Here is a 12,805-nt window from a genome sequence, read left to right on the forward strand (position 1 = left end):
ATGAATGAACAGACAAAAAAAGAGCTCGTTTCAAAAGCGACAGAAATGCTGGACAGAGCTTACGTCCCTTATTCAAAATTTCCAGTTGGTGCAGCTTTGTTGACCAGTGACGGAGACATTTACTCAGGGTGTAATATTGAAAATGCATCATTCGGATTGACCAACTGTGCTGAACGGACAGCTATTTTTAAAGCAGTCTCAGAAGGAAATAAATCATTTGATTACTTAGTAGTGACAGGCAATACAGAGGGCCCCATTTCACCTTGTGGGGCCTGCAGACAAGTACTCGTTGAATTCTGTGCACCTGAGATGCCTGTATTATTAACAAATAAAAAAGGAAAAGTACTGGAGACGACAGTCAGTGAACTGTTGCCAGGTGCTTTTCAATCGGGAGATATGGTATGAGCGAAATAGACAGTAAAACGTATAAGTCAGGATTTGTCTCACTAGTGGGACGTCCAAATGTCGGAAAATCCACGCTGTTGAATCGATTTGTCGGTCAGAAAGTAGCGATTATGAGCGATAAAGCTCAAACGACGCGTAACAAGATTCAAGGAATATTAACAACAGATACTGAACAAATTGTCTTTATTGATACACCGGGCATTCACAAACCGAAACACCGTCTGGGTGACTTTATGGTTCAGACAGCCCTTAGTACATTTAACGAAGTTGATGTTGTCTTATTTCTAGTTAATGTAACTGAAAAAAGAGGACCCGGAGACGACTTTATTATTGATAAGCTGCAGCACGTCAAAAGTCCCGTGTTTCTTGTTTTGAACAAGATCGACCAGGTCCATCCGGATGAACTGCTGCCAATCATTGAAGACTACAATAAGCAGCTTGATTTTGCCGAGATCGTGCCGATTTCTGCTATGGATGGGAATAATGTGGCACATTTACAGGAAACAATCAGCAAATATATATCGGTCGGTCCTCGCTATTACCCTGAAGACCAGATCAGTGATCATCCTGAGTACTTTATTGTCTCTGAACTGATTCGTGAAAAAGTACTGGAGCGCACGAGAGAAGAGATTCCTCACTCTGTGGCCGTCGTTGTGGAAAGCATGAAACGGGAAGAAAATGAGAAAGTAATGGTCAATGCGACGATTATTGTGGAGAGAAAATCTCAAAAAGGGATTATCATTGGGAAACAAGGAAAAATGCTGAAAGATATTGGTATGAATGCCCGTAAAGATATTGAACGTCTGTTGGGGGACAAAATTTATCTGGACTTGTGGGTCAAAGTTCAAAGTGACTGGCGCGATAAGCAGTCAAACTTGAATGATTATGGGTACAACAAAGACCAATATTAGTCTGTTAAATGTGAGAAGGTGACTGAGTGTCTCAGTTAGAAGAAATTGAAGGACTTGTTTTATCAGTCAGAAAACACCGTGAACGTGATTATCTGGTCAAGTTATTTACAAATGAATACGGTAAATTAATGTTCTTTGTGAGAGGAACTAAAAATCCGAATTTCAAACTGAGACCTGTGATCCAGCCGTTCACTAAAGCTACATTTATAGCCGATATCAGACCGGATGGATTAAGCTTTATACGGGATGCAAAAAATGTTGAATCCTATACATCTATCCAAACTGATATATTTAAAAATGCCTATGCGACGTATATCGTGCAGCTGGCAGATGCTGCACTTGAAGACCGAAAAGCAGACCCGGGATTATATCACCAACTCGTTATGGGACATGAAGCCATCAATTCAGATGTCGATCCCGAAATCATCATGGCGATTTTCGAAGTCCGTTTTCTCCTGTATTTTGGGGTCATGCCTGAGTTCAGAGGGTGTGTATTCTGCGGCAAAACCGAGGGGCCTTTTGATTATTCCAGTAAACATCATGGCTTAATCTGTCCCAATCACTTTCACGAAGATGAACGACGGTTGCATGCTTCACCAAAAGCCATGCATTTCATCAGACTATTTTCTGTGCTGTCTTTCGATAAACTCAATACGGTCTCTTTAAAGAAACAGACAAAACTCGAGATACGTTATGTTATAGATGAATTATATGATGAATTAGTAGGACTGAATTTGAAGAGCAAACGGTTTATCAATCAAATGCATCAATGGGAAAGTATATTGAAGCGTAAGGACGATTAGATGAGTGAACTATTAGGAAGACTAATCATTGTCAGTCTGGCATGGGCAGGCATTATCCATGTTTTGATTCAAATGAAACAGATTGTGATTCGTCACCGTCTGATAGTTTATTAAGCAGGAAGTCCGTTCAATTAGCAGTTGCTTTCATTCTTATAACACTGGCTATACTATTTGAGCTTCCACTGATTGACTGGATAGTCGTCTTTTCAGCCGCACTGTTTGTATATGTATCTCAGTTCAATAAGGGATTGACCTCAAAAGGGGTCATTCCCATTGAATCCGGTACTGCCATCCGCGGGATGATGAGTAAAGAATATAACTTCAACGAAACGCAGGAATGGCTGTTTATTGACCAAGAGGATCGGATACAGCTGTGCTTCACGACAGTAAAAGAGCCGGATGACATCAAGCTGATTTACTTTGACAATACAGTCAAAGAACAGGTACTGTCTTACCTTTCTCAGAAAAATCAGAAGGTCAGGGTTACAAAAGACAAATAAACAGTGTCAGACTGACTTTAGTATTTGACAATTTCAAAAGTTATTGTAAGATAGAATATGACAATAACGCACGGTGACAGAAGAAGTACAGATAGAGTCCTTATAAGCGACTATGGGAAGGTGTAAGCCATAGAGGGACCTACTTGGAAAGGCATCTGGAGTGCACACTGTAAAGTGCCGGCTCAGTAGGTTATTGAGCTGGAAGTAGGGTGGAACCGCGAGAAAACTCGTCCCTATACTGATGGATAACTGTCAGTATAGAGACGAGTTTTCTTTATTTTTAAATACGAGGAGAGAAACGAAATGGAAAAAGCAAAAACATTTCAAGATATTATATTGACCCTTCAGCAATTCTGGTCTGACAAAGGGTGTATGCTGATGCAGGCATATGATACAGAAAAAGGAGCAGGGACGATGAGTCCATACACTTTTTTAAGAGCAATCGGACCGGAGCCATGGAACGCAGCTTATGTCGAGCCGTCTCGAAGACCTGCAGATGGACGATACGGAGAAAATCCAAACCGCTTATACCAGCACCATCAGTTTCAAGTCGTTATGAAACCCTCTCCTAAAAACATACAGGAATTATACTTGGACAGTTTAAAAGCACTGGGAATCGATCCACTTCAGCACGATATTCGGTTTGTGGAAGATAACTGGGAGAACCCTTCACTAGGGTGTGCCGGACTTGGTTGGGAAGTCTGGCTGGACGGCATGGAAGTCACTCAGTTTACTTATTTCCAGCAGGTAGGCGGACTTGAAGTTGATTCCGTCACAAGCGAATTGACCTATGGACTGGAACGTCTTGCTTCTTATATTCAGGATGTAGACAATGTCTATGATATTGAATGGGCTCCTGGTGTCAAGTATGGTGAAATCTTTAAACAACCGGAATACGAGCATTCAGCTTATTCATTCGATCACAGCGATACGGTTTTTCTCTTTTCCCAATTTTCAGCCTTTGAAAAAGAAGCATTAAAACAAATTGAAAACAATCTCGTCCACCCAGCTTATGACTACGTTCTAAAATGCAGTCATGCATTCAATCTACTGGATGCAAGAGGAGCGGTCTCTGCGACGGACCGCCCAGACTATTTAAAACGCATTCGCCATATGGCACGTCTGATCGCAAAATCATTTTTACAGGAACGCGCGAAACTGTCCTTTCCCCTGTTGGATGAGACTGACAGTGAAAAATGGATTGAAAAATACGGGTTAAAGAAGGAGGCAAACTAATGACTCATTCATTTTTATTAGAAATAGGACTGGAAGAACTACCGGCAAAAGCGATTGTTCCGGCTGTGACCCACTTAAAAGAAAAAGTTACCAGTCATTTTAAAGACAGTCAGTTAGCATTTGAATCGATCAAAACGTTCAGTACGCCAAGACGTCTGGCTGTAAAGGTAGAAGGGCTCAAGGAAAGACAGGCTGACAAGACTGAAACAGTTAAAGGGCCTGCCAAACGAATAGCACTGGATAAAGAGGGGAACTGGTCTAAAGCTGCGATTGGCTTTACACGTGGTCAGAATGCCTCTGTAGAGGATATCGTCTTTAAAGAAATCAAAGGAGAAGAGTATGTCTTTGTCGAAAAACAGATAAAAGGACTAACTGCACAGGAATTAATTCAACAGTTGTCACCTGTTTTAACCTCTATTCCATTCCCGGTTTCAATGAAGTGGGGAAATCATTCCTACAAATACATTCGGCCAGTTCACTGGCTGACGGTATTGCTAGATGATCAGCTGATCGAGCTGTCACTTTTCGATGTGTCGTCTGGTCGTGAATCTCGAGGCCACCGTTTCCTTGGACAGAGCATTACACTGGCCCATGCTGATGAGTATCAGGACAAATTAAGGGAACAGTCTGTAATCGTCGACCGAACGGAGAGACAGGAACTGATTACAAATCAAATACTGGCATTGTGTCATACTAACAACTGGAAAAGTCCATTGGACAATACAGATTTGCTTGAAGAGGTGACCGATCTGGTTGAATACCCAACAGCATTTTCTGGATCATTTGATGATAGCTTCTTGAAGGTACCGGAAAATGTTCTAGAAACGGCTATGGCAGATCACCAGCGCTATTTCCCAGTTAGAAATGACAATGAAGAAGCTGCTTTTCTTCCTCATTTCATTGCAGTTAGAAACGGAAATGACCAGTCTATCGATCAGGTCAGAAAAGGAAATGAAAAGGTCTTGAGTGCACGCCTATCTGATGCCGCCTTTTTCTATCACGAAGACCAGAAACACTCAATAGATACCTTTGTCGATAAATTAGCCTTAGTCTCGTTCCATGAAAAACTGGGCTCTCTATATGATAAACAAGAACGGTTGACCACAATTGCTAAACTGCTGGCTCCATACTTTGAGCTGACAGATCAGGAAGCTCAATCAATCGAACGAGCTGGCATGATCTCTAAATTTGATCTGGTCACTCAGACCGTCAACGAGTTCACATCACTTCAAGGAGAAATTGCCGGTATCTTTGCTTCTGAAAGAGGAGAAGACCCAATCGTATCTGATGCTCTATCGGAATTGTACCTTCCAAAAAGCATGGATGGTGCATTGCCTCAGACACCAGTTGGCGCGGTCATCTCCATAGCAGACAAACTTGATTCCCTGCTGTCCTTTTTCTCAGTGGATCTTATTCCGTCAGGGTCTAATGATCCGTTCGCATTAAGACGCCAGGCAATGGGAATTGTAAGAATAATAAAAGCCTTCAATGTATCTATTCCTTTAAATGATCTACTGGAATCTGTAACTGAAACAGCTGCGACAGTTGAAATCAAAGCTGCTTATATTCAAAAACAGTCTGCTGTTATTGCCTTTATTAAAGACCGCGTAGACCAGTGGCTCTCCACTGAAGCTGGTTTGAGTAAAGAATACGATATTCGAAAAGCTGTTCTTGAGTCAGATCAGAATGACCTGGTGAAAATCATTGAAGCAGCAAGTGTATTGAAATCTAAAAAAGGTGGATCTGATTTTAAAGCAGTTGTTGAGTCGTTGACGCGTGTCTCAAATTTAGCTGAAAAGGCTCAGGATAATCTGTCCATATCGTCTGACTATTTCGAAACTGATTCAGAGAAAAGTTTATATGAAGCTATACTGAAAGCAGAACAGCTGAACGTAAACGGCCTTTCGGTCTCCGATAAATGGCAGCTTTTGTCTGATATGCACCCATTAATCGATGACTTTTTTGATCACAATATGGTCATGTCCGATGATGCATCCGTTAAAGACAATCGTCTAGCACTATTGTCACGGATCAATACGTTATCATCATCAGTTGCACGATTCAATGCTTTAGTGATTAAATAAGATAATTAGATAAGAAGGCAGTTCTCGATTGGTCTGCCTTCTTTCTGTATGACTAAAAGAGAAGGGAACTGGGAGTATGCTTAAACGTTTTTTTTCATATTACAAACCTTATAAGGCTTTATTTACATTAGATTTTTCAGCCGCCATTGTTGTGGCAACTTTGGAACTCGCATTTCCAATCATGGTTCAGCAGGTAGTGGATAACATACTACCAACGGGTGACTGGTCTCTTATAGTGATCGTATCCTTAGGTTTACTAGGTATATATGCCTTGAATACATTTTTACATTTTATCGTGACGTATTATGGACATGTGCTGGGTACGAATATTGAAACTGATATGCGTCAGGATCTGTATAATCATATTCAGAAACAATCATTCTCATACTTTGACAACAGGGAAACCGGTAAACTGATTACACGGCTGACATCCGATTTGTTTGAAATTGCAGAAGTGGCCCACCATGGACCTGAGGACATTTTCATTACGCTGTTCACATTGACAGGTGCATTCTTACTGATGTTAAGTGTGCATGTTCAGCTGGCAATCATGACCTTTGTCCTGGTGCCGTTTATAGCAATAGCCCTTGCCTTTTTCAACAAGCGCATGACGAATGTCAATACACGCATTTATGATGACCTTGCGGGATTCAGTGCAGGTATCGAAGCATCTGTCGGAGGTGTTCGCGTGGTTCAGGCTTTTTCGAATGAAGAATATGAACAGGAACGGTTTAATCAGTTAAATGTTGCTTACCGTAAATCTAAATACTTATTTTACAAAATGATGGCAGTCAGTCATTCGTATAATTATTTTCTGATGCGTCTGATCACCTTATTTGCACTCTTTTTCGGTGCTTACTATACGATTCAGGGAGAAATCAGTTATGGGGACTTAGTAGCCTTCATCCTGTTCGCAAATGTATTTGTCCGACCAATCGAAAAAGTCAATACTATGATTGAAAGTTACCCTAAAGGCATTGCCGGCTTTAAGAGATTACTTGAAGAACTGGGCTTGAAATCAGAAGTGAAAAATTCACCCAATGCCATTAAAGTAGAGAGCTTAAAAGGGGACATTGAGTATTCTAATGTGACCTTCAGTTACGAAGAGCATCAGCCTATTTTAGAAGATATCAATCTAAGCATAACAGCAGGGGAAACGATTGCCTTTGTCGGACCAAGTGGTGCTGGGAAAACGACCATTTGTAACTTACTCCCTAGATTCTATGACATTGATGAAGGGTCTATTACCATTGACGGCTACTCTATTAAAGATGTGACGCTTGATTCTCTAAGAGAGCAGATCGGCGTTGTACAGCAGGATGTCTTTTTATTCCCTGGAACGATCAAAGAAAACATTCTATATGGTAAACTGGATGCAACAGATGAAGAAGTTCATAATGCCGTTAAGATGGCAAATCTAGTGGATGTGGTCAGTAAACTGCCAAGAGGACTGGAAACTGTTATTGGAGAGCGAGGCGTTAAATTATCTGGCGGACAGAAACAGCGTTTGTCCATAGCTCGTATGTTCCTGAAAAATCCGCCTATTCTGATATTAGATGAGGCGACATCAGCATTAGATACTGAAACAGAGCAGGCTATTCAGGAAGCACTGGATTCTCTATCAAAAGGACGGACGACGCTTATCATTGCTCACCGTTTGGCTACCATCAAAAATGCAGACAGAATCGTCGTCGTATCCGCTAAAGGCATTGAAGAAGAAGGCAGTCACGATGAACTGATTGCCACTAATGGAGCATATAAATCACTTTATGATGCCCAATTTTCATGATTAAACAGACTTAATAGGAGAGTGGATAGTATGGAAGCAGATCAGAGAAGACGCGCTATCAAACACTATTTAGATCAGGCAGAAGAAGCAGTGGTAGCCCGAACACTGGCTTCAGCTTTTAATGTGAGCCGACAAGTGATAGTAGGGGATATTGCACTGCTCAGAGCTTCCGGCGTCGGAATCATCTCTACCCCTAAAGGATACATCATGCGCAGTCTCACAGAAGAAGGGGAGTGCGAATCCGTGGTGTGTCAGCACCTGCCGGAAGAAACGAAAGAAGAACTGTACGCTATAGTTGATCTGGGCGGAGAAGTGGTCGATGTCACAGTAGAACACCCTATATATGGTCAAATTAGAGGAGACCTGCGGATTTCAAACCGTTTGGAAGCAGATGATTTTATAGAAAAAATTAATCAGAATAAATCAGCTCTATTATCAAATTTGACTGACGGCCTGCATACGCATACGATAAAAGCTAAAAATAAAGACCGACTGCAAAAAATTAAGGAAAACTTGAAAAGTAAAGGCTTTCTTTATGAATAACAATATTGACAATCAGCCTGATTAGGGTATACTTATTAGGTGTCATGACACCTGTATACATACCAAAATTAGGAGTTGTTCATTATTAGACAGACAAACACGCTAAAGCTGACTGTTACAGCTTTACTGACAGCTATCGCCATTACTATTCCAATGGTGATGCCTATTCGAGTACTTATCGAACCGGCTTCCTTCACACTGGCCAGCCACGTGCCCATTTTCTTTGCCATGTTCTTTTCACCGGCTATTGCTGTTGCCGTCTCCTTAGGGTCAGCAGTCGGCTTTCTTCTGGCCGGTTTCCCGATCGTCGTAACGATGAGAGCGATGAGTCATGTCGTTTTCGCCCTGATTGGTGCCTTATATCTTAAAGGCAGAAGAGAGGATGTCTTATCCTCTCCATTAAAAAGTCAGCTCTTTTCATTCAGCATAGCTATCGTGCACGCACTAGCTGAAGTACTGGTCGTTTCAGTCTTTTTCTTCGGCCTTGTTTCAGGTGCCGATTATCAGGATGGATTCTTCTACGCTGTATTCTTATTGGTAGGCGTGGGAACAGTCATTCATAGTATGGTCGATTTTTTCCTGGCTCAGCTGATCTGGAAAAGTTTAGGCAGACGAATGACTCAGATGGCCCAAAAAGTCTAAAGGTTCATTTGACTAACGAAATAAGAGCCAAACTGGTTCGACAGTCTGTAAATACTCGTCTTCGGACGAGTATTTTTCATTTTATGGGTTTATTTTATGGGTGTTGCCCTTTATAGCTGCAACTCAGAAGAGCTGAAGAACTCGGTTAAGCATTAAATGGATATAGGGTCTAACTCAGTGATCAGTTTGACTGAGTTGCAGGTGACTTTTAGGACTAGCTGCAACTGAAATAATAATACTCGGTCAGTCCTAGTTAGTGGTGGGGACTACACGCAACCCAAAGCATCTTTATTTTGAGTTCGATTTAGTCAGCTAGACTAAGTGCAGCTCAAGGAGGGAGTAGTCTGACTTGCTCCTATTGAGCGTTTAAGGCGTAACTCCTTTGATTTGAACAGGCCAGTTGCACCCAAAGTTAGTCTCCCACAACATAAAATAGTTTATCAGCCTAATACCTAATAAGGTTAGAATTGATACACCGCAGTGCGGCATGAGTCCAGGTTATCTAATCGAGATCCGTTAAATGCTCTCTTTACTTTACATGTCATGAGACGCCCATTGCTAAAATTGATGATATAATGAATAGAATCCGCACTTCTCCTGCTAGTCATCGTCACAACCTGACGCCAGTTTTTAGACTGGCTTATCAAACCGGCGAGGTACTAATCTGCCTTTTACAGCTTGCTTTCATTTACAATTTCATCCTATTTTGGTATACTTAACTTTGATTAATATAGGGACAGTGTGCCTATTGTCAATACATCATCGGTATGTGAAGGGGGATGACTAGTGAGCAGAATTCCTGAAGAAACTATTCATTCGATTCGTGAAGAAACGAATATTGTTCAAGTGATTTCCCAATATCTTCAATTGAAAAAGTCGGGGCAGAACTACTTTGCTTCTTGTCCTTTTCATGATGATAAGACACCTTCATTCTCCGTTAGCGAAAAGAAACAGATTTATCACTGTTTCAGCTGCGGAAGAGGGGGTAATGTATTTAGCTTCCTGCAGGAAATAGAAGGCTTATCATTTGTTGAAGCGGTTGGGAAAACAGCTGAATTGGCAGATTTGTCTATTGATTTTTCAGTTATAGACAAGGCCAGGCAATCCAAACCTGCTGCAGATTCAATGCACTCAAAATTGCTCGCTGTTTACGAGAAGGCTGAGTATTTTTATCATCACCTTTTAGTGAACTCAAAAGCGGGTGAAGAGGCTTATAACTATCTGCTGAATCGAGGGATGACAAAAGAGAGTATCGAGACTTTCAAAATCGGTTTTTCACCCCCTCAAAGACAGGCATTAAAACTGTATTTAGACAATGAAGGGCTCAATGATCCGGAGGTTCTGAAAAAATCCGGATTGTTTTCCGATAGAGATGACGATACCTTCGTCGATCGGTTTACTAATCGGATCCTTTTCCCTATCGCCGATGCAAGAGGGAAAACAGTTGCCTTTTCAGGGCGTGCTTTTCTGGAAGCAGAAGATAATCACCGTATGGCTAAATACATGAACAGCCCCGAAACAGAGTTATTCAACAAGCGGCGCATCTTATTCAATTATGATAAAGCCAGAGCGTCGATCAGACGTGACGGGGAAGTCATATTGTTTGAAGGGTTCATGGACGTGATATCAGCATGGCAGGCAGGTGTCAAAAACGGCATTGCCTCCATGGGAACCAGTTTGACTGAAGAACAGATCCATGTGCTGGACAAAGTAACGGATCATGTCGTTATTGCTTATGACGGAGATGATGCTGGGCTTGAAGCTACTAAGCGGGCAACTGACTTTATTAATAGAGAGACTCATTTCACTATTGATATTGCAAGTTTTCCAGAAAACCTGGACCCAGATGATTTTATTCAGTCCAGAGGAAAAGAGGCATTCGTTGAGTTCCTATCTCATGGTAGAGACACTTTAATGAGTTTTCTACTGAAGTACCACCGTAAAGGGATCAACCTGAAAAACGAAAGTGAACGGTTGAAGTATATTGAAGTGGTGCTGAGAGAACTGGCAAGAGTCTCTTCTGCAGTCGAACGGGAGCTCTATCTGAATCAGCTGCAGGAAGAATTTGATTTGTCTGTCGACGCTTTAAAAGAACAGATGCATTCCTTTATCGTTGAGCAACAGAATGAGCGCCGAAGCGAGAGACGTAAAGAAAACAAGGAAAAGCAGGCTGATGTCCCCAGCAGATCGGCAGTCGTTCATCAGAACAAACCGAAAGAGACGACACTGAGTCGGGCGGAAAAAGCGCTGCTTCACCGGTTATTTACGCATGATGAGGTATGGACTGTTCTTCACTCATCAGATAAAGAGATATCATTTTCAGATCAGGATCATCAGGTCTTATTTTTATTGTACGACGACTATTACCATTCTCATGATCACCCGAGCCTTCAATCCTTTCTGGATGTCCTGCCCGACGAGCGTTTAAAAAGCAGGGCTTCTGAAATAGCCTGGATTTCTTTAAGTGACGAGATTTCGGCTGGAGAAATAGAAGACTATATTGCAATCATCTGTGACCGACAGCCACTTGAAATTCGACTGAAAGAAAAAAAGGATGAATTGAAACAGGCAGAAAGAAGTGGGGACAAACAAAAGCAGCAGTCACTGAGCTTTGAAATCATAAATATTATTAAACAAATGAAAAGTAAATAAAGATTAATCAGGAGGCATGTCATTATATGGCGAAGAGTAAAAAGAAAGTTACCGAACAGCCTGAAGAAAAATATGAACTGGCGGTTGTAAAGTTCATTAAGGATTTAAGAAAGAACAAGCAGCAAACCGTATCATATGTTGATCTGACTGACAAACTGGCGGAACCATTCGAGCTTGAAAAAGAGCAGATGGAAGACCTGATTCAAAAGTTCGAAGATGAAGGTATTGGTGTAGTTGATGAAGATGGTAATCCGTTAGCTAAGCAGCTGGATAAGGAAGAAGAAGTTGCAGAAGAAGCTAAAAAAGAAGAAATGATTGCTCCACCTGGCGTTAAAATCAATGACCCAGTCCGCATGTATTTGAAAGAAATCGGTCGAGTGGATCTGTTAAGCGCTAAAGAGGAAATCACTCTGGCTAAACGTATCGAGCAGGGCGACAAGATTGCTAAACAGGAACTGGCTGAAGCTAACCTGCGTTTAGTTGTTTCAATTGCTAAACGCTATGTCGGGCGTGGAATGAGCTTTCTTGATCTGATTCAGGAAGGTAACATGGGGTTAATGAAAGCTGTTGAGAAATTTGACTACGAAAAAGGATTTAAATTCTCAACCTATGCGACCTGGTGGATCCGTCAGGCTATAACACGTGCGATTGCTGACCAGGCCCGTACGATTCGTATCCCTGTGCACATGGTTGAAACAATTAATAAACTGGTTCGTATTCAGCGTCAACTGCTTCAGGATCTGGGTAGAGAACCGACACCTGAAGAAATAGGCGCAGAGATGGACTTGCCTACTGAAAAAGTACGTGACATTCTTAAAATTTCTCAGGAACCCGTTTCTCTAGAAACACCGATCGGTGAAGAAGATGATTCGCACCTAGGTGACTTCATTGAAGACAATGACGCAACCAGCCCATCTGATAATGCAGCCTATGAACTGCTTAAAAGCGAACTGGAAGATGTGCTTGACACATTAACTGACCGCGAAGAAAATGTTTTGCGTTTAAGATTTGGACTTGATGATGGACGTCAGCGTACACTTGAAGATGTTGGGAAAGTATTTGGCGTGACTCGTGAGCGTATACGCCAGATCGAAGCTAAAGCGTTGAGAAAACTACGTCACCCGAGTCGTTCTAAACAATTAAAAGACTTTTTAGAGTAAAATGGAACGCACGAGAGCCTAAGAAAAGCAGAAAAGAACTGTAAAGTAAAAGTTCTTGTCGCTTTTCTTTGCATTCTCGT

The 12,805-nt window shown here is 41.6% G+C and carries 11 protein-coding genes; all 11 read left to right on the forward strand.

The window, feature by feature from the left end:
- Entirely contained in the window at nt 1–405 is a 405-nt protein-coding gene (locus tag CLV38_RS03850) for a cytidine deaminase (RefSeq protein WP_106191759.1), read from the forward strand.
- On the forward strand, nt 402–1,316 hold the full coding sequence (era, locus tag CLV38_RS03855; RefSeq protein ID WP_106191762.1) for a GTPase Era: 915 nt from the start codon (nt 402–404) through the stop codon (nt 1,314–1,316). Before CLV38_RS03850 ends, era begins: the two co-directional genes overlap by 4 nt.
- Before the next feature lie 26 nt (nt 1,317–1,342).
- Nucleotides 1,343–2,119 (forward strand): DNA repair protein RecO, encoded by a 777-nt coding sequence (gene recO, locus CLV38_RS03860; protein ID WP_106191764.1) that lies wholly within the window; start codon nt 1,343–1,345, stop codon nt 2,117–2,119.
- 41 nt (nt 2,120–2,160) lie between these two features.
- On the forward strand, nt 2,161–2,619 hold the full coding sequence (locus CLV38_RS03865; protein WP_106191767.1) for a hypothetical protein: 459 nt from the start codon (nt 2,161–2,163) through the stop codon (nt 2,617–2,619).
- Between the two features lie 303 nt (nt 2,620–2,922).
- Entirely contained in the window at nt 2,923–3,855 is a 933-nt protein-coding gene (glyQ, locus tag CLV38_RS03870) for a glycine--tRNA ligase subunit alpha (RefSeq protein ID WP_106191770.1), read from the forward strand.
- Nucleotides 3,855–5,939 carry a glycine--tRNA ligase subunit beta gene (gene glyS, locus CLV38_RS03875; protein WP_106191773.1) on the forward strand — a complete coding sequence of 695 codons (2,085 nt, stop codon included), beginning with the start codon at nt 3,855–3,857 and terminating at the stop codon, nt 5,937–5,939. Before glyQ ends, glyS begins: the two co-directional genes overlap by 1 nt.
- Before the next feature lie 76 nt (nt 5,940–6,015).
- Nucleotides 6,016–7,728 (forward strand): ABC transporter ATP-binding protein, encoded by a 1,713-nt coding sequence (locus tag CLV38_RS03880; RefSeq protein ID WP_106191775.1) that lies wholly within the window; start codon nt 6,016–6,018, stop codon nt 7,726–7,728.
- Between the two features lie 30 nt (nt 7,729–7,758).
- Complete coding sequence (locus CLV38_RS03885; RefSeq protein ID WP_106191777.1) at nt 7,759–8,271, forward strand: transcription repressor NadR; 513 nt, start codon at nt 7,759–7,761, stop codon at nt 8,269–8,271.
- 84 nt (nt 8,272–8,355) lie between these two features.
- Nucleotides 8,356–8,913 (forward strand): ECF transporter S component, encoded by a 558-nt coding sequence (locus tag CLV38_RS03890; RefSeq protein ID WP_106191898.1) that lies wholly within the window; start codon nt 8,356–8,358, stop codon nt 8,911–8,913.
- 786 nt (nt 8,914–9,699) lie between these two features.
- Entirely contained in the window at nt 9,700–11,565 is a 1,866-nt protein-coding gene (gene dnaG / locus CLV38_RS03895; protein WP_106191780.1) for a DNA primase, read from the forward strand.
- A gap of 26 nt (nt 11,566–11,591) precedes the next feature.
- Nucleotides 11,592–12,725 carry an RNA polymerase sigma factor RpoD gene (gene rpoD / locus CLV38_RS03900; RefSeq protein ID WP_106191783.1) on the forward strand — a complete coding sequence of 378 codons (1,134 nt, stop codon included), beginning with the start codon at nt 11,592–11,594 and terminating at the stop codon, nt 12,723–12,725.
- Nucleotides 12,726–12,805 lie beyond the last annotated feature (80 nt).

The sequence above is a fragment of the Alkalibacterium olivapovliticus genome, from assembly GCF_003003275.1.
Classification (GTDB): Bacteria; Bacillota; Bacilli; order Lactobacillales; family Carnobacteriaceae_A; genus Alkalibacterium; species Alkalibacterium olivapovliticum.

Coding starts and splice junctions, on each gene's coding strand:
- CLV38_RS03850 (WP_106191759.1), top strand. CDS start 1: ATGAATGAACAGACAAAAAAAGAGCTCGTTTCAAAAGCGACAGAAATG.
- era (WP_106191762.1), top strand. CDS start 402: ATGAGCGAAATAGACAGTAAAACGTATAAGTCAGGATTTGTCTCACTA.
- CLV38_RS03865 (WP_106191767.1), top strand. CDS start 2,161: ATGGGCAGGCATTATCCATGTTTTGATTCAAATGAAACAGATTGTGAT.
- glyQ (WP_106191770.1), top strand. CDS start 2,923: ATGGAAAAAGCAAAAACATTTCAAGATATTATATTGACCCTTCAGCAA.
- glyS (WP_106191773.1), top strand. CDS start 3,855: ATGACTCATTCATTTTTATTAGAAATAGGACTGGAAGAACTACCGGCA.
- CLV38_RS03880 (WP_106191775.1), top strand. CDS start 6,016: ATGCTTAAACGTTTTTTTTCATATTACAAACCTTATAAGGCTTTATTT.
- CLV38_RS03885 (WP_106191777.1), top strand. CDS start 7,759: ATGGAAGCAGATCAGAGAAGACGCGCTATCAAACACTATTTAGATCAG.
- rpoD (WP_106191783.1), top strand. CDS start 11,592: ATGGCGAAGAGTAAAAAGAAAGTTACCGAACAGCCTGAAGAAAAATAT.